The sequence below is a fragment of the Fusobacterium perfoetens genome (assembly GCF_021531595.1).
In the GTDB taxonomy this organism is placed as follows: domain Bacteria; phylum Fusobacteriota; class Fusobacteriia; order Fusobacteriales; family Fusobacteriaceae; genus Fusobacterium_B.
This window is the reverse complement of sequence record NZ_JADYUD010000004.1, coordinates 107,351-130,098: the sequence shown is the minus strand read 5'-3', so window position 1 is coordinate 130,098 and position 22,748 is coordinate 107,351. Positions and strand designations below refer to the sequence as shown.

General features: G+C 28.4%; 25 protein-coding genes. 12 read left to right on the top strand and 13 right to left on the bottom strand.

Annotated elements, in window-relative coordinates:
* Nucleotides 1–18: 18 nt before the first annotated feature.
* Together dnaN and I6E17_RS03520 are read right to left on the bottom strand one after the other, a co-directional pair.
* Nucleotides 19–1,110, bottom strand: coding sequence for a DNA polymerase III subunit beta (dnaN, locus tag I6E17_RS03525; RefSeq protein ID WP_235235604.1), 1,092 nt, complete (start codon nt 1,108–1,110; stop codon nt 19–21).
* 71 nt (nt 1,111–1,181) lie between these two features.
* A complete protein-coding gene (locus I6E17_RS03520) occupies nt 1,182–2,261 on the bottom strand; it encodes an extracellular solute-binding protein (RefSeq protein WP_235235602.1) in 1,080 nt (359 codons plus the stop codon).
* Nucleotides 2,262–2,410: 149 nt separating this feature from the next.
* On the opposite strand from I6E17_RS03520, the gene I6E17_RS03515 reads away from it, so the two are divergent.
* A complete protein-coding gene (locus I6E17_RS03515; RefSeq protein WP_235235600.1) occupies nt 2,411–3,184 on the top strand; it encodes a TrmH family RNA methyltransferase in 774 nt (257 codons plus the stop codon).
* 53 nt (nt 3,185–3,237) lie between these two features.
* Here I6E17_RS03515 and rd read toward each other — a convergent pair whose 3' ends face one another.
* The gene (rd, locus tag I6E17_RS03510; RefSeq protein ID WP_235235598.1) at nt 3,238–3,396 is read right to left on the bottom strand and encodes a rubredoxin; all 159 of its coding nucleotides are present in this window, start codon (nt 3,394–3,396) and stop codon (nt 3,238–3,240) included.
* A gap of 134 nt (nt 3,397–3,530) precedes the next feature.
* Complete coding sequence (locus I6E17_RS03505) at nt 3,531–3,986, bottom strand: YbaK/EbsC family protein (protein ID WP_235235596.1); 456 nt, start codon at nt 3,984–3,986, stop codon at nt 3,531–3,533.
* A 166-nt stretch (nt 3,987–4,152) separates the two neighbouring features.
* Between I6E17_RS03505 and I6E17_RS03500 the strand changes: the two genes are divergently transcribed.
* On the top strand, nt 4,153–4,335 hold the full coding sequence (locus I6E17_RS03500) for a hypothetical protein (protein WP_235235593.1): 183 nt from the start codon (nt 4,153–4,155) through the stop codon (nt 4,333–4,335).
* Nucleotides 4,336–4,413: 78 nt separating this feature from the next.
* The gene (locus I6E17_RS03495; RefSeq protein ID WP_235235592.1) at nt 4,414–4,962 is read left to right on the top strand and encodes a toxin-antitoxin system YwqK family antitoxin; all 549 of its coding nucleotides are present in this window, start codon (nt 4,414–4,416) and stop codon (nt 4,960–4,962) included.
* A 65-nt stretch (nt 4,963–5,027) separates the two neighbouring features.
* Here I6E17_RS03495 and I6E17_RS03490 read toward each other — a convergent pair whose 3' ends face one another.
* Nucleotides 5,028–5,270, bottom strand: coding sequence for a hypothetical protein (locus I6E17_RS03490; RefSeq protein ID WP_235235590.1), 243 nt, complete (start codon nt 5,268–5,270; stop codon nt 5,028–5,030).
* Between the two features lie 282 nt (nt 5,271–5,552).
* On the opposite strand from I6E17_RS03490, the gene I6E17_RS03485 reads away from it, so the two are divergent.
* Together I6E17_RS03485 and I6E17_RS03480 are read left to right on the top strand one after the other, a co-directional pair.
* A complete protein-coding gene (locus I6E17_RS03485) occupies nt 5,553–6,878 on the top strand; it encodes a sodium/glutamate symporter (protein ID WP_235235588.1) in 1,326 nt (441 codons plus the stop codon).
* A 58-nt stretch (nt 6,879–6,936) separates the two neighbouring features.
* Complete coding sequence (locus tag I6E17_RS03480; RefSeq protein ID WP_235235586.1) at nt 6,937–7,128, top strand: hypothetical protein; 192 nt, start codon at nt 6,937–6,939, stop codon at nt 7,126–7,128.
* 101 nt (nt 7,129–7,229) lie between these two features.
* On the opposite strand, the gene I6E17_RS03475 is transcribed toward I6E17_RS03480, so the two are convergent.
* A complete protein-coding gene (locus tag I6E17_RS03475) occupies nt 7,230–8,396 on the bottom strand; it encodes an MFS transporter (protein ID WP_235235584.1) in 1,167 nt (388 codons plus the stop codon).
* A 167-nt stretch (nt 8,397–8,563) separates the two neighbouring features.
* On the opposite strand from I6E17_RS03475, the gene nfo reads away from it, so the two are divergent.
* Together nfo and I6E17_RS03465 are read left to right on the top strand one after the other, a co-directional pair.
* Entirely contained in the window at nt 8,564–9,430 is an 867-nt protein-coding gene (gene nfo / locus I6E17_RS03470; protein ID WP_235235582.1) for a deoxyribonuclease IV, read from the top strand.
* 27 nt (nt 9,431–9,457) lie between these two features.
* On the top strand, nt 9,458–9,979 hold the full coding sequence (locus I6E17_RS03465; RefSeq protein WP_235235581.1) for a nitroreductase family protein: 522 nt from the start codon (nt 9,458–9,460) through the stop codon (nt 9,977–9,979).
* 111 nt (nt 9,980–10,090) lie between these two features.
* Here I6E17_RS03465 and I6E17_RS03460 read toward each other — a convergent pair whose 3' ends face one another.
* From I6E17_RS03460 to I6E17_RS03450, 3 genes are all read right to left on the bottom strand, one after another.
* Complete coding sequence (locus tag I6E17_RS03460) at nt 10,091–11,392, bottom strand: NCS2 family permease (protein WP_235235578.1); 1,302 nt, start codon at nt 11,390–11,392, stop codon at nt 10,091–10,093.
* Nucleotides 11,393–11,421: 29 nt separating this feature from the next.
* Nucleotides 11,422–13,179 (bottom strand): adenine deaminase, encoded by a 1,758-nt coding sequence (gene ade, locus I6E17_RS03455; RefSeq protein WP_235235576.1) that lies wholly within the window; start codon nt 13,177–13,179, stop codon nt 11,422–11,424.
* 115 nt (nt 13,180–13,294) lie between these two features.
* Nucleotides 13,295–13,843 (bottom strand): hypothetical protein, encoded by a 549-nt coding sequence (locus I6E17_RS03450; RefSeq protein WP_176829587.1) that lies wholly within the window; start codon nt 13,841–13,843, stop codon nt 13,295–13,297.
* A gap of 129 nt (nt 13,844–13,972) precedes the next feature.
* On the opposite strand from I6E17_RS03450, the gene I6E17_RS03445 reads away from it, so the two are divergent.
* A complete protein-coding gene (locus I6E17_RS03445) occupies nt 13,973–14,653 on the top strand; it encodes a pseudouridine synthase (RefSeq protein ID WP_235235574.1) in 681 nt (226 codons plus the stop codon).
* Nucleotides 14,654–14,715: 62 nt separating this feature from the next.
* Nucleotides 14,716–15,711: a tyrosine-type recombinase/integrase gene (locus I6E17_RS03440; protein WP_235235572.1), complete on the top strand. Its 996-nt coding sequence runs from the start codon at nt 14,716–14,718 to the stop codon at nt 15,709–15,711.
* 342 nt (nt 15,712–16,053) lie between these two features.
* On the opposite strand, the gene I6E17_RS03435 is transcribed toward I6E17_RS03440, so the two are convergent.
* The gene (locus I6E17_RS03435; RefSeq protein ID WP_235235570.1) at nt 16,054–16,716 is read right to left on the bottom strand and encodes a PdaC/SigV domain-containing protein; all 663 of its coding nucleotides are present in this window, start codon (nt 16,714–16,716) and stop codon (nt 16,054–16,056) included.
* Between the two features lie 312 nt (nt 16,717–17,028).
* On the opposite strand from I6E17_RS03435, the gene I6E17_RS03430 reads away from it, so the two are divergent.
* The 3 genes from I6E17_RS03430 to I6E17_RS03420 are packed head-to-tail and all read left to right on the top strand — an operon-like array spanning nt 17,029 to nt 19,815.
* On the top strand, nt 17,029–18,225 hold the full coding sequence (locus I6E17_RS03430; protein ID WP_235235568.1) for an ATP-grasp domain-containing protein: 1,197 nt from the start codon (nt 17,029–17,031) through the stop codon (nt 18,223–18,225).
* A gap of 39 nt (nt 18,226–18,264) precedes the next feature.
* Nucleotides 18,265–19,020, top strand: a complete 756-nt coding sequence (locus I6E17_RS03425; RefSeq protein ID WP_235235566.1) for an esterase family protein — start codon at nt 18,265–18,267, stop codon at nt 19,018–19,020.
* 36 nt (nt 19,021–19,056) lie between these two features.
* Nucleotides 19,057–19,815 (top strand): alpha/beta hydrolase, encoded by a 759-nt coding sequence (locus I6E17_RS03420; protein WP_235235564.1) that lies wholly within the window; start codon nt 19,057–19,059, stop codon nt 19,813–19,815.
* Between the two features lie 46 nt (nt 19,816–19,861).
* On the opposite strand, the gene nagB is transcribed toward I6E17_RS03420, so the two are convergent.
* From nagB to I6E17_RS03405, 3 genes are all read right to left on the bottom strand, one after another.
* Entirely contained in the window at nt 19,862–20,692 is an 831-nt protein-coding gene (gene nagB, locus I6E17_RS03415; protein ID WP_235235562.1) for a glucosamine-6-phosphate deaminase, read from the bottom strand.
* 177 nt (nt 20,693–20,869) lie between these two features.
* Complete coding sequence (locus I6E17_RS03410; protein WP_235235560.1) at nt 20,870–21,724, bottom strand: MurR/RpiR family transcriptional regulator; 855 nt, start codon at nt 21,722–21,724, stop codon at nt 20,870–20,872.
* Nucleotides 21,725–22,651, bottom strand: a complete 927-nt coding sequence (locus I6E17_RS03405; RefSeq protein ID WP_235235559.1) for a TIGR01212 family radical SAM protein — start codon at nt 22,649–22,651, stop codon at nt 21,725–21,727.
* Nucleotides 22,652–22,748 lie beyond the last annotated feature (97 nt).

Below are 22,748 nucleotides of genomic sequence, written 5' to 3'. Positions count from 1 at the left end.
CTTTATTTTTATAGTGAGCTAAGACCTTAAGGCTAATGGCATAAGAATGTAACGATAATTATCGTTTCCATATTCAGAAATTTCAAACATAGAAGAAGCATTTGTTCCTCTCATAATTATATTATTTGAAATATTATTTAAGAATTCAAGAAGGAACTTTGTGTTAAGAGAGCCTTTAAAATCTTCCCCATCTTTAAGCATATTAACCTTTTGAGTAATTTTTCCTTTTCCTGAATAAGATTTTATTACAAGAGTTTTATTTTTAAAATCAAATACAGCACCATATTTTGTTTCAAAACTTGTTTTAGCAACGGTAATAACTTTTTTCAAAGCACTTTTAAATTCATTTGTATTAAATTCCATTGTTTTATCAAAGCCATTATAGCTTAAAATTCCTTTGAAATCAGGATAAGGAAGTTCAGTAGTTCTTGTAGCAAAATATGAACCTTTCCATAAAAGAATCAACATATTATCACTGAATCCTATTGTAATTTCTGAATCAGCATCTTTAAGAAGTTTTATAACAGCATTTACACTTTCTAAAGGAACAGAAAACTCTTTTTCAAGAGAGCAACTTATATCTTCCTTAAGATAAGTAAGTCTGTATGAATCTGTTGATACAAATTCTGTATACCCACTTCTGAAAAGAATTCTTATGCAATTAAGAGCTAAATTTTCTGGAAGTGGATGAGCAGAAAATTTACATTTTTCAAGGCTTCCCACAAGAAGGTCTTTATTTGTTTTGGTAATTTCTAATGGAAGCATTTCTTTAACTGTTGGATATCCCTCTTCATTAAGAACAATAAATTCTGCCTGATGAACTTTTAGGCTGTTTTCAGAAAGTGATACTTCTATATCTTCAATTTCAAGAAGTTTAACATATTCCAGTATAAGTTGAGGTTTTACTATTACAGTTCCTTCTTGTTTTATTTCTCCTTCAACTGTTTTTATAAGGCTTGATTCAAGATTTGTTCCTATAAATACAATCTTTCTGTCTTTTACTTCTATTTTTAATCCTGCAAGAACAGGTTTTATAGGATTATCTTTAAGTATAAGAGTAAAATCAGAAAGAGTTTCTGCTAAAGTATCTCTTTTTATATAAAATTTCATATTTCCTCCGATATATCACATATGATTAACTATAAAATTATACATTATTCTCTTATTTAACACAAGAAAAATCAGTTATGCATTTTAATTTCTTCCCAGTATTTGTTCTGAAGTTCAAGTGTCGGAGTTGTATCTTTTAAAAGTTCAGCTTTATCTAAATCTTCAAGAGTGAACAAAGGTTCTTCTTCCATATACTCTACAGCAGGAACATTTATAGAAGGAAGCATTAGATAATCTGCAACAAGAGCATAAATTTCAGGTTTGTGGATAAATTCTATAAATTTATGTGCATTCTCTTTATTTTTAGAAGATTCAAGAATAACAAAGGAATCTATTGAAGCTGATCCTCCTTTTTGAGGAACAACGAAATCAGTATGTTCTATCTGTTCATCAGAAAGTTCCATATATATATTTTCAGCATATCCTTGAACTACCCAGAAATCTTCACTGGCAAAATTTTTTCCAAAAGATTCAGAATCAAATTTTGCAATATTATTTTTCCAGCCTATAATTCTTTCAGCTGCTTTTTTCATTGCCTCTTCACTGTCAGTATCCTGTGGATAACCTTCCATTCCAAGTCCTGCTATTAGAACTTCCTTCATATCATCAAGAAGTGTCATTCTTCCTTTAAGATCCTCTCTGTCATAGATACTGTAATCTCTTGGATAGTCAGGTACTTTTTCTGTATTTACAGCTATTATTGTAGCACTCATAGTGTATGGAACAGCATAGTTATTTCCTTTATCAAATCCTTCAAGCTTTTTAAGAACTCTTTTATCTATATTTTCATATGTTGAAATTTTATTTTTATCTATTTTTGCAAGCATATTTTCATTCATCATTATTTCTGCATAATCTGGAGAAGGAACTACTATATCATATCCTACTGCCCCAGCTTTTAATTTTGTAAACATTTCCTCATTTGTGGAATAAATATCTTCTATAACTTTTATTCCTGTTTCTTTTTCAAATTTTTCAAAAACTTCAGGGGGAATATATTCTGCCCATGAGTAAATATACACTGCATTACTATAATCTAATTTAGGTGCAGTTTCTCCTTCTTTTTCACTTCCACATCCAATAAATGCAAAAGCAAGAACAGAAGTTATAAAACATTTTTTTAACATATTTTTCATCTTAAATTTTTTCATCTTATTTTATAAATCCTCCAAAAATTAATCACTCAATAAAATGATATTCTATTTGGCAATTTAAGTCAAGATAAATAATCATATGGATAAAATATAGTAATTATAGTATAATAACTAAAGACACTTAATATACTGGAGGATAAAAAAGTATGATTTATATAGATAGTAAAGAAAATAATACTTTTAAAAAGATAAAAAAATATAGAACTAAAAAATATAGAGATAAAGAAAAAAGATTTATAGCAGAGGGAATAAAATTTTTAGATTTTGACACTGTTCCTGAATATATTTTAATAGATGAAGGATTTTTATGTGATAAGACAACATCTGAAAAAATTAAAAAATTTTCTGAAAGTATAATTATTACTCTTTCACAAACTCTTTTTTCCCAGCTTAGCTCTCAGGAAAATTCTCAAGGTATAATTTTAGTATATAGATATGAAGAAAATTATATAAATATGATAGAAGATAATATAATTGTTCTTGACAGAGTTGGAGATCCTGGAAATTTAGGTACAATAATAAGAACAGCAGATGCAGCAGGATACAGAGATATAGTTCTTACTAAAGGAAGTGTTGACTGCTACAATGAAAAAACAGTAAGAAGTACAATGGGATCAATATTTAATGTAAGATTATACTATATAGAAGAAGAAGTACTTCTAAATTTTCTTAAAGAAAAAGAATACAAAATAATTTCAACAATTTTAAGTGATGATTGTATTCCATATACAGAAATGAAACTAGGAGAGAAAAATGCAGTTGTTTTTGGAAATGAAGGAAGTGGAATAGGTGAAAATATAGTAAATAACTCTGATGAAAAAGTAATAATTCCTATTTATGGAACAGCAGAATCTTTAAATGTTGCAATGGCCTGTGGAATTATAATGTATAAATGCAGAGAACTTGAAAATTTAAAATAGAAAATAAAAAAAAGGTATCAATTAAATGATACCTTTTTCTTTTATTTATAAGATTATTCTTCAGTAAATTCTTCTTTACCTACACCACATAATGGGCATACCCAATCAGCTGGTAAATCTTCAAAAGCTGTTCCTGGAGCGATTCCGTTATCAGGATCTCCTACAGCTGGATCATATTCATAACCACAAGGTCCACATATCCATTTTTTCATATTAAAAGCACCTCCGTCTAAAATTTAAAATTTTTTTCTTTGCTTCTATAGTATATAAGACGATAAATTTAACACAAAAGTTTAAATTTGATTGTCTACTATATTTGTCTTTTTTAGTATAACATATTTTACAATTATTTGCAAATATCTATCCATTCTCCTTGTGTAATTTTTTCAAGAAGTTCCACTGAAATTTTTACAGCAGAATGTGGAGTTCCTCCAGCAGGATAAACAATCTCAAATTCTTTAAGAGTTTTATCAAGATAAACCTTAAGAGGCTTTTTAAGCCCAAAAGGACATAATCCTCCTGGTTCATGGCTTGTTACTTCAGTAATATCTTTTATCATGACAGCTTTTTCATGGAAAAAACCTTTAAATTTTTGATTATCAATTCTTGCAGTTCCTTTTGTAAGAATTAATATACAATCACCATTTTTAAGCTGAAATCCCATAGTTTTTGCAATTTCATCTTCCTCTATTCCAAATGCTTTAGCTGCATTTGCAACAGTATCTGTAATTTCTTTTGTTTCTGTCACTTCTAATGGCAGATTATTTTCTTTAAAATAATTTTTAACACTTTCAAGGCTCATCTTTCTACCATCTCCCCAGTATTTTTTAAAATAAAATATTAAAAAAATTATAGCAGAAAATTGTTGAAAAATAAAGCTTTTATAATTATTTTATACATTGCCTATTGCATTTCATAAAATCTGGGGTATAATTAAAGTAACAATATAGTACTAGGAGATAGATAAAATGACACTGGAAGAACTAATGGGATTTAACGGTCAGCCTGTTACAGAAGAACAGCTGGAAGAAATAAGAGAATGTGATCTTGTAGATGATATTGATGATATTGGATTAAGTCCAATGTATCCTGAACTGCACTGGTACATAATTACCCTTACAAACAGACAGGAAATAAATGTTTTTGCATAATTCAAAAATTAATTTTAAAGCAAATCTTTTTTAAATACATAAAACATAATAACACAAAGTAATGAGGAGGTAACACAAATGGCCAATCAATACAATGCAAATGGAAAAAAAGAAGGTTTATGGGTTAAGTATTATGAAAGCGGGGCTGTAAAAGAAGAAAAAAATTATGTCAATGGGGTGAGAGAAGGAGAGTACAAATGTTACTATCCTAACGGAAATATAGAAACAAAAAAACATTATAAAAATGGAAATCTTCATGGATTATATGAAACTTTCCTTTCTAATGGAGCAAGAGACACTGTTTATCATCTGATTAATGGTGAAATCATAGGAAGATATGAAGCTTTCTATCCTAATGGACAAACTAAAAAATTAGTAGAACATGTTAATAACTGGACTACTACTACAAATATAAAATTTTATCCTGATGGAAAAGTTCAATGTGACTTAAACTATAAAGATGGAAAACTATTTGGTCCATATAAAGAATATTATCCTAATGGGCAGATATATATAAGTGCAAATTACACTGATGGGGGAATACTTGAAGGTCCATATAAAGAATATGATGAAAGTGGAAATGTTGTAAAAGATTGTGTCTATAAAAATGGAAAAGTTGAAGAGTAGAGCCTTATTACTTTGTAAGTTATAAAGAAAAGCACCTTGGTTTTAAACCAAAGTGCTTTTTTCTTTTATCTGCTTCTGAAAGTTATTTCTTTTATAATGTCAGCAACTATTGTTTTTCCTGCTTCATGGTCAAGAACTCTGTTTACTATATCTTGATAAGATATTTTAACAACTCTATCTGTTCCACAGTCGTCAGTAATAGTAATACCGTTTTCTTCAGTAGTAAGAGTCACAATGTGTGGACATTCTGTATATTTTTCTTCACCTAATAGTAAATAATTTAATTTTTGATTTAATTCCTGATTCATAGTTCCTCCTCAAATGCAATAATATTCTATTAAAAAAACTACCTTTTTTATATTTATAGTATACCATAATCTGCACAATTTTCAAACAATTTTTTTAATTTATTAAAAAATATGAAGATAATTTATCTAATATTGCTTTTTAATAAATAACTTTATTTTTTGTAAGAAATACATAAACATAAAATAAAATTTTAGTAAATACACATATGTTTTGAAATTATTTATAAAAAATTAAAAAGATATGATATTATATTACTGCAGATTAAACTTTCAGGAGGTAAAATGACAACAGTTTTTATTTACAGTATAGGTCTTTTAAGTGTGTTCTTGCTTATAGGAGTAGCTTTAAGAGCAAAAATAAAAATATTACAGAATTTATTTCTTCCAGCTTCTGTAATAGGTGGATTTCTTCTTCTTATGCTCCCTCTTCCCAAAGAATATATAAATATTTATTCAAAAATTCCAGGAACTCTTATTGTTCCTATTGTAGCTTCAATTCCTTTAGGGCTTTCTGTCTCAAATAATAAGGATAGACTAAAAACAGTTCTTCCTCATGGACTTATTATGATGGGAGTAACTATGGGACAAATAGGTGTAGGAATAATTTCTTATTTGATTTTTAAAAATATAATTCCAAATCTTTATCCAATCTTTGGAGCAGAACTTGAATTTGCTTTTGCTGGAGGACATGGAACAATAGGAATGCTTTCAAATATGTTAAAAGACAGAAATCTTCCTTATTGGGATATATCACAAGGAGTAGGTTCAGCAGTTGCAACTTTTGGACTTGTGGGAGGAATACTTTTTGGAATGCTTATTATAAATATAGGTGCAAGAAAAAAGGTGTGCAGATATATTGAAAAACCAGAAAATATTCCTGAAGCTTTAAAAACAGGTTATGAAAAAGATATATCAAGACAGAATTCTATAGGAAGAGAGACAACACTATCCACATCAGTTGATACATTAGGATTTCATTCAGCTCTTATATTAAGTGTAACAGCTCTTTCATACATTGTTTTTAATTTTGTAAAAGCACATAAAATTATATATTTAAGAAGTATAGCTGTATGGACATATGCTGTATTTATTATGTTTATTGTCTGGTATGTAATGTGTAAATTAAATTTAAAACATTTAGTTGACAGTAAAGTAAAATCAAAGCTTTCTGGAATGCTTACTGAATATGCAATTATTGCAGCTATAGCAAGTATGCCTGTAAAAGTTATAGCACAATATATTATTCCTATAATTTTTGTTTCTTTGATGGGCTTTCTTGTTACATTTATATATATTTTTGTTTTTAGTAAATTATTTATAAGAGAAGATTGGTTTGAACATGGAATTATAAGTTTTGGAATGAATACAGGAATTTTTATAACAGGACTTCTTCTTTTAAGAGTTACAGATCCTGAACTTAAAAGCTCAGCTTTTGCAGATCATACTTTATGTTATGCAATGACTTCTTGGAGCTTTGTGCTTATAGGAATTCTTCTTGATATATGGATTTCAAAAGGAGCAGTAACAGCTCTTATAACATCTTTAGTACTTCTTATTCTGTTTACAATTTTTCTTCCTTTTGCAGCAGGGAAAAAGCTGAAAGCTTGATATTTCAGATAAAAAGATTTATAATATGGTTGGCTGGGGATTTCAGGAGATGATTTATATGAAAGAACATAAATATGTAAACTTTAATCAGGAAGCTGATGTACACTATATCATCAACAAATACCATAAGAAAGAACATGAAGCTGTAAAAGAGTTTCTTGAAACTTTAAAAGGTCAAAAAACTCTTACTCATGATGATGTATTTGCCTTGATAGAAAAAAATTTAAAATTTAAAAAAATAAGCAAGTAGTATTTTATTTTGATAAATTTAATGAAATTTTTTAAATTATATCTCCAGTATAAAAAAGACGATTAGTATAAAAATCTAATCGCCTTTTTAATTTACTTTTATTATATATTTTTATCTTGGTATAAGTGATTAAAAAAAGAAAAAATTATAAATCCCATAGCTGCAGAACATGTTCCTACAAGAGCAGAATATTGAATTTCCATTCCATGTGCTATAGGAATACCTCCAAGATATGCTCCAAGAGCATTTCCCATATTAAATGCAATTTGAATTCCAGCAGCTCCAAGCATTTCTCCTCCTTGAGAAAATTTAATGATTAAAAATTGCTGAGGACTGCTTACAGCAAATAAGCAAAAAGTAACAGCACACATTAAAAATACTGCAGGTATCTTATATTGTGCAAGAAAAAATATTAAGAATAATGAAAGAGCCATAACTCCTTGAAATCCTGCTCCTACTTTTCCAGGATAAAAACGGGTGCTTAATTTTCCACCAACAAGATTTCCTGTTACCATTCCTGCTCCTGCTAAAACCATTATTCCTGTTATAATTTCAGCCTTAAATCCTGATACTTGTATAAGCATAGGAGTAACATAACTGTACCATGCAAAAGCTCCTCCATTTCCAAACATTGTAGCTCCAAGTAAAAGCCATGGTGCTGGATATTTTAAAAATTTAAATTGCCCCATGAATCCTGTGTCTGGAAGAGGTGGTATGTAAGGAACATATTTTTTTATTGAATATAAAGTAAGGATACACCATATAACAACCAAACAAAAAATAATTCTCCAAGAAAGAAAAGTACTTAAAAGAGTTCCTAAAGGGACTCCAAAAAGATTTGCTATTGTCATTCCTGCTATCATAATTGACACTGCTTCAGACTCTCTTCCTTTTTGGGCAAGCTTTGATGCAACAATAGATGCCACTCCAAAATATGCTCCATGAGGTAAACCAGATATAAAACGAGCTACAAGCATAAAATGATAACTTTGAGCTAAAGCTGCTCCTATATTACCAACCATCATAAGCGAAACTAGAAAAAGTAAAGAATTTTTCATAGGATACTTACGAAGTATAAGTAACATACATGCTCCAAAACATACTCCAAGAGCATATGCTGAAATAAAATGTCCTGCTGTAGGAATAGAAACTCCCAATGAAACTGCTGTATCTGGAAGTATTCCCATCATTACAAATTCTGCAATCCCAAGTCCCAAAGTTCCAAAAGCAAGAGCAATAAGACTTCTCCTTAAACTGCTGCTGTTCATAAAAAACTCCCTCCCTAAAATTTATAAATTTAAATTTATTACTACTCAATATACAACTTTTTTTTATAAAATTCAATTTATTTTACAAATTTTTTAAGTGTATTAAAAATACTTTTTCTATATTTAATTTAACTGTGATATAATTATATTATAAATTGAGAAAAGGAGTGATTAATATAGAAAATAAAATAAATAAATTTATTGGAGCTCATGTAAGTACTCAAGGAGGAGTTTCAAAGGCTTTTGAAAATGCAGAAAATATAGGAGCAAGAGCTTTTGCTCTTTTTACCAAAAATCAAAGAAGATGGGATTCAAAACCTTTAGAAGAGGGAGAAATAAAAAAATTTAAAGAATTTATGGAAAAGTCAGGAATATCTCCTGAATATATTCTTCCTCATAATAGTTATCTTCATAATCTTGGAAATGGAGACAATGAAAAAAGAGAAAAATCTTTAAATGCTTTTATAGATGAAATGGAAAGATGCAGACAGCTTGGTCTTAAATATCTTAATATGCATCCAGGAAGTCATCTTAATGAAATTTCACAGGAAGAATGTATAAGACTTATTGCTAATTCAATAAATGAGGCTCATAAAAAAGTTTCCGATATTGTTGTTGTCTTAGAAACAACAGCTGGGCAAGGAAGTAATATAGGAAGTAAATTTGAAGAAATTGCTGAAATTATAAATCTTATTGAAGATAAAGATAGAATAGGAGTATGTATAGATACTTGCCATACTCTTGCTGCAGGATATGAACTTAAAGATGAAGAGGGATATGAAAAAACTATGAACGATTTTGAAAAAATTATAGGTTTTAAATATCTTAAAGGAGTTCATTTAAATGACAGTAAATTTGATACAGGTTCTAAAAAAGATAGGCATGATAGTATAGGAAAAGGTGTTTTAGGAGAAGAATTTTTTATAAGATTTATGAATGATAAAAGATTTGATAATATTCCTATTATTCTTGAAACTATTGATGAAACTATTTGGAAACAGGAGATAGAATATTTATATAATCTTATTAAATAATTTTTTTATTAAAGGAGAAGTGATATTATGGATTTTATGACTAGAAGAAGTATAAGAAAATACAAAGACATACCTGTTGAAAAAGAAAAAATTGATGAAATTTTAAAGGCAGCCCTTCTTGCTCCTACAGGAAGAAACAGCCGTCCATGTGAATTTGTAGTTATTGATGATAAAGATCTTATAAAAGAAGTTGCTGAGCTTAGAGAGCATGGATCTTCATTTGTAAAAGATGCTCCTCTTGTAATAGGTGTTATGGGAGAAATTGGAAAATCATCTACACTTCTTGCAGATTGCTGCATTGCTGGGTTTGCAATGCAAGTAAAAGCTCATGAACTTGGACTTGGAAGTTGTTGGGTTCATGTAAATGAAAGAAAAACAGCTGATGGAAAATCATCAGAAGAATTTTTCAGAGAAAAAACAAATACTCCAGATAATTTTATGGTTATGTGCCTTATTGTTATTGGTTATTCTGCTGAAGAAAAACCTCATTATACAGAAAAAGATGTAAATTGGAATAAGGTTTCATATAATAAATATGGAAAGAGATAAAATTACAGAGTACAAAAAATAATATATATTGCATTTAAAATAAAAATATCAGCAGTTAAAAATCTTTATTAGAAAATAAACTACTGATATTTTTTATTTGTTTTTTAATTTTTATCTTATAAAATATAGAACCATTATAAATGCAAGAATATATAACCCAATGCTGACATCTTTTGCTTTTCCTGTTCCTGCTTTTATAAGTGTATATACAATTATTCCTGCACCTACACCATTAGCAATGCTGTTTGTAAAGGCAGTGGCAATAATCATAAAAAATACAGGAAAAGATTCTGTGAAATCATCATACTCTATATTTTTCATACCACTTAACATAATTATTCCCATTATTATAAGGGCAGGTGCTGTTGCAGCTCCAGGAACCATAAGTGCAAGAGGGCTGAAAAATAAACTTAAAAAGAATAAAATTCCTGTTGATATAGAAGTAAGTCCTGTTCTTCCTCCAGCTCCAACTCCTGCTGCTGATTCAACAAATGTAGTTATTGTAGTTGTTCCAAGTGCAGATCCCACAACTGTTCCAAGTGCATCTACAGTAAAAGGTTTTTGAATATCTGGAAGGTCTCCATTTTCATCAAGAAGTCCTGCTTTTTCTGATACTCCAAGAAGTGTACCAAGAGTTGAGAAGAAATCTCCCACAAAGAAAACAAAAAGTATTGGCAGAATTTCTATTGAAAATATATTTGAAAAATCAAGTTTAAATGCTATATCATTAATGCTTGCAGGAAGAGCAATAATACTTGAAGGAAGTTTAGTTACTCCAAGAGGAATTCCTATAACTGTAGCAGCAATAATTCCAAGAAGCATATCACATCTTACTTTTTTCGCCACAAGTACAGCTGTAACTCCTATTCCAAAAAGAGCTGTTAAAGTTGCAGGGCTTTTAATATCTCCCATAGATATTGAATTGTTTGCAATTTTCATAAGACTTCCATTTTTAAAACCAAGTTCTATAAGGAATATTCCTACAGTTGCTCCTATTCCAAGTTTTAAACTTTTAGGAAGAAATTTTACAATGACTTCTCTGAATCCAAACAATGACATTAAAAGGAATATTATTCCAGATATTATATTCATTGCCAAACCTTGCTGCCATGTTATATTTCCACTTCCCACAAGAGTAAATGCAAGAAAAGCATTGCTTCCCATAGCAGGTGCAAGAGCAAAAGGAAGTTTTGCATATATTCCCATAAGCAGAGTAAATATACACGAAGTTAAAGCTGTAACAGTAAATACTTGATCCTGTGGCATTCCTGCAGCTTTCATAATTGTAGGGTGAACTATAAGTATATATGACATTGTCATAAAAGTAGCAAGTCCAGCCCCAAGTTCAGTTTTGACATTACTTTTTCTTTCACTTATTTTAAAGTAACTGTCTAAGAAATTTTCTTTCTTCATTTGAAAAATCCTCCTTAATATATTAAAAATTAAAATTGTTTGATTACTTCTTGTTTAACAACATCAACAAGTCCTAAATCACTCATCTTTACATCTGGAATAACAATAAGTGCCAATGTACTTGGTCTTGTAACAGGACTGTCAGTTCTTATGCCATATTCTTTAAGAAGATTATTCATTCTTTCAATATCAACACTTAACTCTTTTGCTGGCTTTTTAGAAAGCATACCTCCTATAGGGAATAAAACTTCATCAATAATTTTTCCCTCTTCAGCAACAAAAACTCCTCCTCCTGATTCAGAAGCTCTTTTACATATAATTTCAGCATCTTCTGCTTTATTATAAATAATAGTTAAATTATGTGAATCATGTGAATAAGTAGTTCCCACTGCTCCTTTTTCAAGATAAAAATTTTCCACAACAGCTAAAGCAATATTATCATTTTCAGGATATCTATTTACAACAGCTACAAAATTAAGTTCTGTCCCTTGAAGGTCAATATATCCATTTTTTACATTTACAGTAAATACTTTTCTTCTTGTTACAGAACGCTCTCTGCTTATATATTCCATTCCTATAATTTCCATAGTTCCATTTTCAATAGGAGCTTTTATTCTAAAATCATCAGCTTTAAAATCTTTTACAGTTACAGTGTTTTTATTTTCTGTTTCAAGAGATGGTTTGATAATTTCTGCAACCATTTTATTATTTTCTGCCACAATTTTTCCTTTAAAGAAAACTGTTTCAACATTAAAATCTTTAAGATTATCAAAAACAACCATATCTGCCTTATATCCCGGAGCTATAGCACCAAGTTTTTCAAGGTTATATACTTGAGCAGTATTTAAAGTTACAGCTCTCACAGCTTCAATAGGATCAAGCCCTGCTTTTACAGCTGTTCTTATACAATCATTTATATGTCCTTTCTCAAGAATATCTTTAGGTTCTCTGTCATCTGTACATAAAGTAAAATTTCTTGGAGATTTAAAATCTTTTATATTTTCAACTATTGATGTAATATTTTTGCTGATAGAACTTTCTCTCGCATCAACTGTCATTCCTTTTCTTATTTTTTCTTTAGCATGAAAACCATTTCTCACCTCATGGCATGATACAGGTCCTCCACAAAGATAAGCAGATAAATCATTTCCTGTTACCTCAGGTGCATGTCCTTGAAGAAATTTATTTTTTTGATAAGCTACATCTATAATGTCTTCCATTCTTTTATCAGAGTTAATAACACCTATATAGTCCATTATCTCCCCAAGTCCAAGAACTCTTTCTTTATCAAGCATTTTATCAATTATTTCAGAATTAAATTCTGCTCCTGTTGTTTCAAGTCCTACAACAGAAGGCACACAAGAAGGAATTAAAAAATATTGGTTCATTGGAAGATTTTCAGAGGCATTAAGCATATAGTCAATTCCTTCTTCTCCAAGTGCATTTCCTATTTCATGAGGATCAGCTACTATTGTTGTAGTTCCTTTTGGAATGACTGCCTCAGCAAAATGGTACGGAGTTAAATGACTACTTTCAATATGAAGATGTGAATCAATAAATCCTGGTGCTAAATATTTTCCTTTTAAATCTATAATTTTTTTTGCTGGTTTATTTGTGTCATTTTTACTTTCCACTGTATCTGCTATATATTCTCCACAAAGATATATACTTGCAGAATAAATTTCCCCTGAAAAAACATTTACAAGATTAGCATTTTCAATTTTAAGGTCAGCTTCCCTTTTTCCAAGAGCAGTTTCTATTAATTTTCTTCTTTCTAACTTGTTCATTGCTGTTCCTCCTTTTATAATTCTAAAAATACATTATATATTAAAAATTCATGAAAGACAATAATACTTTTATAAAAAAAGAACTCTAATTTAATAAAGTTCTTTTAGTCAAGTATTATTGCCTATTTAATTTTTTTACTGCACGAAGAAGTTCTCTATTACTTTCAAGTTTTTTAAATTTAGTTAAAAACCAATTTAGTTTCTCATCATCTATATGAAGTTCATTCATTATATATTGTTCAAGCCTAGCTACTTCACCAGGAAGAAGTTTACTTTTTGTGGAATTATTAATTTCTTCTATTGTTTTATCTCCTTGAAGATAAGCTATTATTTTTTTCCAGTTATCTAAAAGATCTATTTTTCTCACAAGCATAACAAGAGTATAATTAAGTTCAGGTACTTTATCAAATCCTTTCCTTTTAAGGAAAGTTCTTATTTCATCTCCAGATTTTTCAGTATCGTATAAAATTTCTCCAGTTTTTTTTGTATTCATAATCTTAGGAATTTTTGAAGTTCTTCCTTTATTTCTAAGATATTTTGAAAGAGGAATAACTTTACTTTCATTATAGAATTCTACAGCAAATTCATTAAAAGTCATACCATCAGGAATTCTTCCCTCTTCTATATAATCTATATATTCATCAACTTTTTTAAAATCAACCATTTATATCTCTCCTTTTAAACATTACTATGTTAATTATAGCATGATTAAAAGTAAATTCACAACTGATTTATTACTTTAGGGATATGTGGTATAATCATAATAGACGATGAAAGGAGATAAAATATTTATATGAGATTAGATAAATACTTAACAGAATGTGGAATAGGAAGCAGAAAAGAAGTAAAAAAAATTATAGACAGTGGTGCTGTTTCAGTTAATGAAAAAACAGTTTCATCACCTAAAGAAAATGTTAATGAAGAAAAAGATATAGTAAAATATAATGAAAAAATTATAAAATATAAAAAATTCCGATATTATATTTTAAATAAAATTTCGGGATATATTACAGCAGTTGATGATCCTAGAGAAAAAACTGTAATGGATATTCTTCCTGATTGGGTAATAAAAAAGGATCTTGCTCCTGTTGGAAGACTTGATAAAGATACAGAAGGACTTCTACTTCTTACTAACGATGGGCAGCTTAATCATAGACTTCTTTCTCCTAAAAGTCATGTTGATAAAACTTATTATGCAGAACTTGAAAAGGATATTTCTGAAGACGATTTAGAAAAATTAAGAAAAGGTGTTGATATTGGTGGGTATATTACAATGCCTGCAGAAGCAAAAAAAATAGAAGAGAAAAAAATTCATCTTACTATAAAAGAAGGAAAATTCCATCAAGTTAAAAAAATGTTAGAAGCTGTAAATAACAAAGTAGTATATCTTAAAAGAATTTCTTTTGGAAAATTAGAACTTAAAGAAATGGAACTTGGAGAAGTGAAAGAAGTAGAGATAGGAGATATAGAATAAAAATTATTTAAATTATTTAATAGGACTTTTATGAAATGAAAATTTAAAAAGGAGGGATAATCTTGGATTTTGATATCATAAACAGAAGCAACAGTGAAGTTACAGTCAGAAGAAGAAAAAAAAGAGAAAAAGAAAATAGAAAATCCATATTTGAAATTTACAGAAGTGAAAAAACTATGAAAGATTATCTTTTCTATCTTAATGATTTCTTACTTTTTGTATATGATAATGGGGAGCCTATACAGAGAGATGAAATTGTAGAACTTATGTCTGATATATCTGAAGAGGATGTAGAAGATTATCTTTCACATCTTTTGTATGAAAGAAATTTAAAAAAAACATCTGTGAATAAAATTATTTCGGCATTAAAATCTTTATATAATGAACTTGAAAAACATGGAGTAAAAAATCCTTTTAAGTTTGTGAAACTTTTTAAAACTGGAAGAAATATTGATAATATTTTAAAAGTTTCTTTTGAAGATATAAAAAAAATATTAGATACATATAAAGTATATGGAGAAAAAGAGTATAGAAATACAATTATTCTTTATACGCTTTTTTATACTGGAATGAGAAGTCAGGAATTAATAAATGTCCGATACAATAATATTCTTAAAAGAGATAATGATTACTTTATAAAATTGGAAAAAACTAAAAGTGGAAGAGAACAGTATAAACCAGTTCATGAAATTCTTGTAAAAAAGCTGAATGAGTATAAAAATTTTGTAATGAATATGTATAATTTTTCAGAAGAAGATATGGAAGAAAAATTTGTCTTTCCTAGTTCTTTTCAAAAAAATACTCAGCTTTCATATAAAGCACTATATAATATAATTCAAGAAATGGGAAAATCTATTGGAATAGATATAAGCCCACATAATATAAGACATGCTATTGCAACTGAACTTTCTGCAAATGGTGCTGACATTTTAGAAATAAGAGACTTTTTAGGTCATGCTGACACTAGAGTAACTGAGATTTATATAAATGCAAAAAGTATCCTTGATAAAAGGGTAATTTCAAAATTACCTGAGTATTTACAAGAAAATGAAAAATAAATTTTATTTTAATAATAATTACAAAATACAAAAAATAATAAAACATAAAAATAATAATTATTTAAAAAATATAATTAGATATAATTAATATTATATTGAGTTTTATTATTTTTATATAAAAAATAATTATTATTTTAAAATAATTATATGATGTTTTATATTTCTATTTAAATATTTTTTATAATAGGACTATTTTTGCTAAAAATTTACAGGGCTGTATGAGATTATAAAATAAAATTTTCAGAGAAAATATGAAAAATTTATAAATAATTCCAAATATACAGCCCTGTATTTTTCTTCTTTTAATAAAAGTCCTATTAAAAATTATTTTGAAATTTTAATTTATTTGTTAAATTCGTATTTAAAAAATGGTTTTAATATTTCTTTGTTATATTTAAAAGCAGGATTTCCTGAAGAACGAGGCCCTATTGTATATTGTTGGAATTGGAAATATACATAGTCACCATCAAAAAACATAATTGAGTTATCAAGATTTACTCCTAAAGTATTTTCAAAATATTTTCCTGACTTATTATTTTTTATAGCTTGTAATATTCCTTTTTCTATAGATTCTTTTGCACTTCTTATAAACACATCATCAAAAGTCAAAATTTTACCTGTTAAATTATCAATGTTATAACTACTTAAAACAGTTTCTCCGTTAGCTCCACCACCGTAAGAATAATTGTTTGTAACAACAGAAGTAACTCCAAAGCTATTTTTATACTCTTTAAAACTAATAACTGCTTCTGCTTTAGCAACAGAACCTGTTTTTTTAAGTTCAGCCCCTTCAAACTCTGCTTTTCTTACAGCTGTAAGTATTTCATTTGTAAATGCTCCGTTTAAATCAGTCATAGGTTGACCATCAAATTTAAATTGTGGAACTGTAAGGTTATAAGAAAAATCCTTACTTGTTTTTTCTTTCTTTATAGATTCCACCTGAACATCTGCAAAAGCTATAGATGAAATCAATAAAAAAGGAACAATAATTTTTTTAGCGTTCATAATTTATTACCTCCTTAATAATTTGCTATATCTTAATGATAGCATTTTAAAAATCATTTTACAATGAAAAAGTTGTTTCTTTCAGCTTTTATGAAATAATTTTTTTCATAGATATGCATAATTTAAAAAATATATCGGAAAATAAGAATCTTTATTTTAATATTTTTATCTTTGAAAAATCAGAAAATAGAAAAAATTAGAATGTCATATATTGACCTAAAGCTATAGTTTATAAAGTAAAACTATTGATTATGAATTTGGATTGTGCTATTATTAGTGTAATATTTTTATGTGAAATAGGGGTGAGGGTTTATGAATTTTGTATTTATATCACCAAATTTTCCAAAAAATTATTGGAATTTTTGTAGGGGACTTAAAAATAATGGTGTAAATACTCTAGCAATAGGAGATGAAGAATATGATAATTTAAGCACTGAACTTAAAAATGTCTTAAATGAATATTATAAAGTATCATCTCTTGAAAATTATGATGAGGTTTACCGTGCTTGTGCATACTTTACTTTTAAATATGGTCGTATTGATTGGCTGGAATCAAATAATGAATACTGGCTTTTAAGAGATGCAAAACTTCGTACTGATTTTAATATTAATACAGGACTAAAAGAAGATAGAATCGGAGGAATAAAATATAAAAGTCAGATGAAAGAATTTTATAAAAAAGCTGGAGTTCTGATAGCTCGTTATCATATAGTGACTCCATATTATGAAGATGGTAAAAAATTTATAGACGAGGTAGGATATCCTGTTGTAGTAAAACCAAATAATGGGGTTGGAGCTGCTGCAACATATAAACTTTCTAATGATGAAGAAATGAAGTATTTCTATGCTACACATGATAAAAATGTAGAATATATAATGGAAGAATTTATAAACGGAGAACTTTTATCTTACGATGGAATAGCTGACAGCAAAAAAGATATAATATTTGAAACTGCCCATGCTTATCCTGTTCCTGTAATGGATCTTGTAAATGATCAGATAGATCTTATTTACTATTCATATAGAGAAATACCACAAGATTTAAAAGAAGCAGGAAGAAAAACTGTAAAATCATTTGATACTAACAGCCGTTTTTTCCACTGTGAATTTTTTAGACTTCTTGAAGATAAAAAAGGACTTGGAAACAAGGGAGATATTGTAGGTCTTGAAGTAAATATGCGTCCTCCAGGAGGATTTACTCCTGATATGATGAATTTTGCTAATGATATTGATGTTTATCAAATCTGGGCTGATATGGTTACAACTGACAAAGGAAATTTTGATAAAAATTCAAGACCTTACCATTGTGTTTGTCTTGCAAGAAGAGATATGCATAATTATGTTTTCTCACAAGAAGAAGTTATTGAAAAATACAAAGACAGCATAGTTATGAAAGAAAGAATGCCAGATATTATGTCTGCTGCTATGGGAAATGATATGATTATTGCAAGATTTAAAACACTAGATGAATGTTTTGAACTTGGTAATATGTATTTGAAAAAATATTAATAATAACTGCTTATATAATCTTACAGGGGGGATTTTAAAATGCATACTGCATATTATAAGGAATACAGCCACTCTCTAGGGAGAGATATGGAATTTATGGTTTACGGACATAGTGGAAAACCTTGTGTTGTTTTTCCTGCACAAGATGGACGCTTCTTTGATTTTTATAATTTTGGAATGATAGATGCTGTTGCTGAATTTATAGAGCAAGGAAAACTTCAGCTTTTCTGTGTTGATAGCATAGACCTTGAGAGTTGGTCAAAAAAAGATGGAGATTATCACGAAAGAATAGTACAACACGAAAGATGGTTTAATTATATAGTAAATGAAGCAATTCCAAAATTTAGATATATTCATAATCAAACTGCTCACGAAGATTATCACGGAAAATTTATGACAACAGGATGCAGTATGGGAGCTTATCATTCTGCTAATTTCTTTTTCCGCCGTCCTGATATTTTTGATAATCTTATAGCTCTTAGTGGACTATATGACGCAAGATTCTTTTTTCCAAATTATAATGACAGCCTGATATACGATAACTCACCTGTTGATTATTTAAAAAATATTCCTTGGGAACATTATTATCTTAATATGTATAGACACTCTGAAATAGTAATTTGTGTAGGGCAAGGAAAATGGGAAAATGAATGTATTGAAGATACAAATAAGATAAAAGGAATATTAGAAAAACTTCAAGTTCCTGCATGGATTGACTATTGGGGGCATGATGTTGATCATGACTGGCCTTGGTGGAAAGTTCAGCTTCCATATTTCCTTAAACATATGTTATAATTTTATTGTACTGATATTTTATCTAAGGAGTTTAAAATGATAATAAAAGAAGAAATTTTTATAGAACCTTTTAATCTTTCAAGAATGCTTCATATCTATATTCCTGATGAAATTAAAAAAGGAGAAAGATTTCCTGTTTTATATATGTTTGATGGACATAATCTCTTTTTTGATGAAGATGCTACTTATGGAAAATCATGGGGAATAAAAAATTTTCTTGATAAAGCAGAGGGAAAGATAATCATTGTAGGTCTTGAATGCAATCATGAAGGAAATATGAGGCTTTGTGAATTTTCTCCTTACTCATTTACTGATAAAAGATTTGGATTTATAGAAGGACTTGGTAAAATTACTGTTGATTGGATTGTAGATATATTAAAACCCTATATAGATGAAAAATATCCAACTCTTTCTGAAAGAAAATATACAGGAATAGGTGGTAGTTCTATGGGAGGACTTATGTCTGTTTATGCAGTTGGAGTAAGATCTGATATATTTTCAAAAGCAGCCTGTGTATCTCCTTTTTATGACCATGTTTTTGGAAGACTTGCAAATGAAATATCAAAATCACAATTTAATCCTGATACTAAAATATATATAAGTTGGGGAAGAAAGGAGTTCAGAGGTTCAAAAGAACTTGCTATAGGAACAGAGAAAAATCTTGCTATGGCAAGAATTTTTTCTTCAAAAGGTGCCCAAGTTTTCCCACATCTTATAATTGAAGGAGAACATACTGAAGCTTCATGGGAAAAAGAGCTTCCAATGATTTTTTATGAACTTGATTTAATAAAATAACAAATAAGGGAGACTTCATTTTTGAAATCTCCCTCTTTTTTATATTTTATTTTTTATATTCAGCATATAAATCTGCTATCATTTTATCTGTATCAAGATTATTTTGTTCAATGTCTTTAAAGTATCTGTAAGTACCAACTTTTAATTCTAAAGTTGCATCTTCATCAGAAACAATAATTCCATTTCTATGCATTTGAAGAGCTGATATTGTCCACATGTGATTTACTCCCTCTTCTACTGCATGTTGAAGAGCTCTTGCTTTTCCTGCTCCATTTACAAGAATTAAAACTTCATCTGCATCCATTACAGTTCCTACTCCAACAGTAAGAGCAAGCTTTGGAACTTTAGTTATATCTCCTCCAAAAAATCTTGAGTTTGCTATAATAGTATCGTGAGTAAGTTCTTTATCTCTTGTTCTTGAACTTAAAGATGAACCTGGTTCATTGAAGGCAATGTGTCCATCTGGTCCAATTCCTCCAACAAATAAGTTTATTCCTCCATAAGATTTTATTTTATCTTCATATCTTTGACATTCAGCTTTATAATCTGTTGCCATTCCGTTAAGCATATTGATATTTTCAGGTTTAATATCCACATGATCAAAAAGGTTTGTATGCATATAATTGTAATAACTTTGCTCATTGCTTGGCTCAAGTCCTACATATTCGTCCATGTTGAAAGTTACAACATTTTCAAAAGATAAGATGCCATCTTTATAGAATTGAACTAATCTTTTGTACATATTAACAGGAGTTCCTCCAGTAGGAAGTCCTAAAACAAAAGGTTTTTCTTTTGTAGGTTTAGCTTCCAATATTCTTCTTGCTACATGTACAGCAGCCCAGTCACAAAAATTTTTATCTGTTATTACTAATCTCATTTTATCCTCCTAAAAACATTTATACATTCCTTACATAAATAGGATAACACTTTATTCATAAAAAATCAACCAAAAAAGAAATAAAAATACAAATTTTAAAATAAATTTTGAATTATTTTTTCAAAATTAATTCATTAATCTGAATATTTCAAGATATAATGGTTTTATATTTATATTCTACATTTTAAAGTCACTTACAAGTTTTATAGCATCTCCTATATATTTTTCAGCAAGCTGCTTGTTTTCAGTTATAAGAGCAACATAGATTATATCTATAATTGTTAGTTGTGCAATTCTTGAAGAAAGGGCAGTTGAACGAAAATTATTTTTTTCAACTATTGTACTTATTTTAATATCAGCGAGATCTCTTATAGGATTTGATGACATCTGTGTAACAGAAATTATTTTTACTTTTCTTTTTTTAGCTTCTTTTACAAGATTATAAATATCAAGAGTTTTTCCTCCTTGTGAAATTACAAATACAGCATCGTTTTCATTAAGAGTGGAAATACTAGCAAGAAGAATATGATAATCAGACTCACATGTGGAATTCATACCTAATTCCCCAAGTTTATAATGAAAGTCTTTAGCAACTATTCCTGAATAACCTGCTCCAAGTATAAAAATTTTTCTTGCATTTTTTAATACATCAATTGCCTGTCTGATACTATTCACATCAAGAATAGAATATGTATCTTGAATTATATTGCTATTTGCATAAGCAATTTTTTTTACAAGATCTTCCAATCCATCTGTTTCATGGATATCTTCATAAATGAAATTTACTTTGTCTTCTACATCTCTTCTTCCCATGTCTCTTCCAAAAGAGATTTTAAATTCAGGAAAACCAGAATATCCTAATTTTTTTGCAAACCTTACAACAGATGCTTGGCTGACTTTACATTTATCAGCAATCTGATAAGTATTCATATATACTATTTTATCAAGATGCTGAAGAATATATTTACTTATTTTCTTTTCTTTAGCTGTCATTTCATTGTGCATTTCTTTAATTTTTGATATTACACTCATTTATTTATACTCCTTTCCTTGATATATGTTTCTTGATTTTAATTTTTTTTGAATATCATTTAAAACCCCTCTTTTATCTGTACTCCATAAAGGCAGAAAAAGATCTTCTTTTTTAGCATCTCCTGTAAGTCTGTGAACAACTATATTAGGATTTAATATTGATATAATTTCTATAACAATATCTGTGTATTCATCTTTTTCAAAAACTTTAAACTTATATTCATTATAATATTTTTCAAGAGGACTATTTTTTAATATATAAAGAAGATGAATTTTAATTCCCCATGAATTTACATTATTTATAAGCTGGGCTGTATTAATAATATCTTCTTTTGTTTCAAAAGGAAGTCCCACTATCATATGTGTTACAAATTTTATATTTCTGCTGTTTAATTTTTCACAAGCTTCAATATAGCATGAAGTCTTATATCCCCTGTTTATAATCTCTGCTGTATTATTTTTTGCAGTTTGTAATCCAAGTTCTATCCAAAGAAAAAATTTATTATTGATTTCTGATAAGAGGTTTAAAACTTCATCATTTAAACAATCGGGCCTTGTAGCAATAGCAATTCCCATAACTTTTTCATGAGATAATGCTTCGTAATATATTTTTTTTAAATATTCTATAGGGGCATAAGTATTTGTAAAATTTTGAAAATAAGCTATTACATTATTATTTTCATTTTTACCAGAAATAAATTCAAGTTGTTCTTCTATCTGTTTTGTTATAGAATTTCCTCTCTCTCCAGTAAATTCTCCACTTCCTCTGTCACTGCAAAAAAGACAACCTTTTGAAGATATAGTTCCATCTCTGTTTGGACATGTAAATCCTCCATCAAGAGAAACTTTATATATCTTATGACCAAAAGTTTCTTTTAAATAATTATTTAAAGAATAAAACCTGTCATTATTATTTTTATTATTCATATTCCCCCTTTATACTTTAAAAAATTATTTTACAATCATTACAAATCAATGTTGATTTCTTATATTAAAAATTATATAATATAGAAAAATACTAAAA

Coding starts and splice junctions, on each gene's coding strand:
- I6E17_RS03410 (WP_235235560.1), bottom strand. CDS start 21,724: ATGAGTGTAATATCAAAAATTAAAGAAATGCACAATGAAATGACAGCT.
- nagB (WP_235235562.1), bottom strand. CDS start 20,692: ATGAGATTAGTAATAACAGATAAAAATTTTTGTGACTGGGCTGCTGTA.
- I6E17_RS03500 (WP_235235593.1), top strand. CDS start 4,153: ATGACACTGGAAGAACTAATGGGATTTAACGGTCAGCCTGTTACAGAA.
- I6E17_RS03495 (WP_235235592.1), top strand. CDS start 4,414: ATGGCCAATCAATACAATGCAAATGGAAAAAAAGAAGGTTTATGGGTT.
- I6E17_RS03515 (WP_235235600.1), top strand. CDS start 2,411: ATGATTTATATAGATAGTAAAGAAAATAATACTTTTAAAAAGATAAAA.
- I6E17_RS03485 (WP_235235588.1), top strand. CDS start 5,553: ATGACAACAGTTTTTATTTACAGTATAGGTCTTTTAAGTGTGTTCTTG.
- I6E17_RS03475 (WP_235235584.1), bottom strand. CDS start 8,396: ATGAACAGCAGCAGTTTAAGGAGAAGTCTTATTGCTCTTGCTTTTGGA.
- I6E17_RS03490 (WP_235235590.1), bottom strand. CDS start 5,270: ATGAATCAGGAATTAAATCAAAAATTAAATTATTTACTATTAGGTGAA.
- I6E17_RS03505 (WP_235235596.1), bottom strand. CDS start 3,986: ATGAGCCTTGAAAGTGTTAAAAATTATTTTAAAGAAAATAATCTGCCA.
- I6E17_RS03430 (WP_235235568.1), top strand. CDS start 17,029: ATGAATTTTGTATTTATATCACCAAATTTTCCAAAAAATTATTGGAAT.
- I6E17_RS03445 (WP_235235574.1), top strand. CDS start 13,973: ATGAGATTAGATAAATACTTAACAGAATGTGGAATAGGAAGCAGAAAA.
- I6E17_RS03480 (WP_235235586.1), top strand. CDS start 6,937: ATGAAAGAACATAAATATGTAAACTTTAATCAGGAAGCTGATGTACAC.
- rd (WP_235235598.1), bottom strand. CDS start 3,396: ATGAAAAAATGGATATGTGGACCTTGTGGTTATGAATATGATCCAGCT.
- ade (WP_235235576.1), bottom strand. CDS start 13,179: ATGAACAAGTTAGAAAGAAGAAAATTAATAGAAACTGCTCTTGGAAAA.
- I6E17_RS03450 (WP_176829587.1), bottom strand. CDS start 13,843: ATGGTTGATTTTAAAAAAGTTGATGAATATATAGATTATATAGAAGAG.
- I6E17_RS03435 (WP_235235570.1), bottom strand. CDS start 16,716: ATGAACGCTAAAAAAATTATTGTTCCTTTTTTATTGATTTCATCTATA.
- I6E17_RS03425 (WP_235235566.1), top strand. CDS start 18,265: ATGCATACTGCATATTATAAGGAATACAGCCACTCTCTAGGGAGAGAT.
- I6E17_RS03460 (WP_235235578.1), bottom strand. CDS start 11,392: ATGAAGAAAGAAAATTTCTTAGACAGTTACTTTAAAATAAGTGAAAGA.
- I6E17_RS03520 (WP_235235602.1), bottom strand. CDS start 2,261: ATGAAAAAATTTAAGATGAAAAATATGTTAAAAAAATGTTTTATAACT.
- dnaN (WP_235235604.1), bottom strand. CDS start 1,110: ATGAAATTTTATATAAAAAGAGATACTTTAGCAGAAACTCTTTCTGAT.
- I6E17_RS03405 (WP_235235559.1), bottom strand. CDS start 22,651: ATGAATAATAAAAATAATAATGACAGGTTTTATTCTTTAAATAATTAT.
- I6E17_RS03465 (WP_235235581.1), top strand. CDS start 9,458: ATGGATTTTATGACTAGAAGAAGTATAAGAAAATACAAAGACATACCT.
- I6E17_RS03420 (WP_235235564.1), top strand. CDS start 19,057: ATGATAATAAAAGAAGAAATTTTTATAGAACCTTTTAATCTTTCAAGA.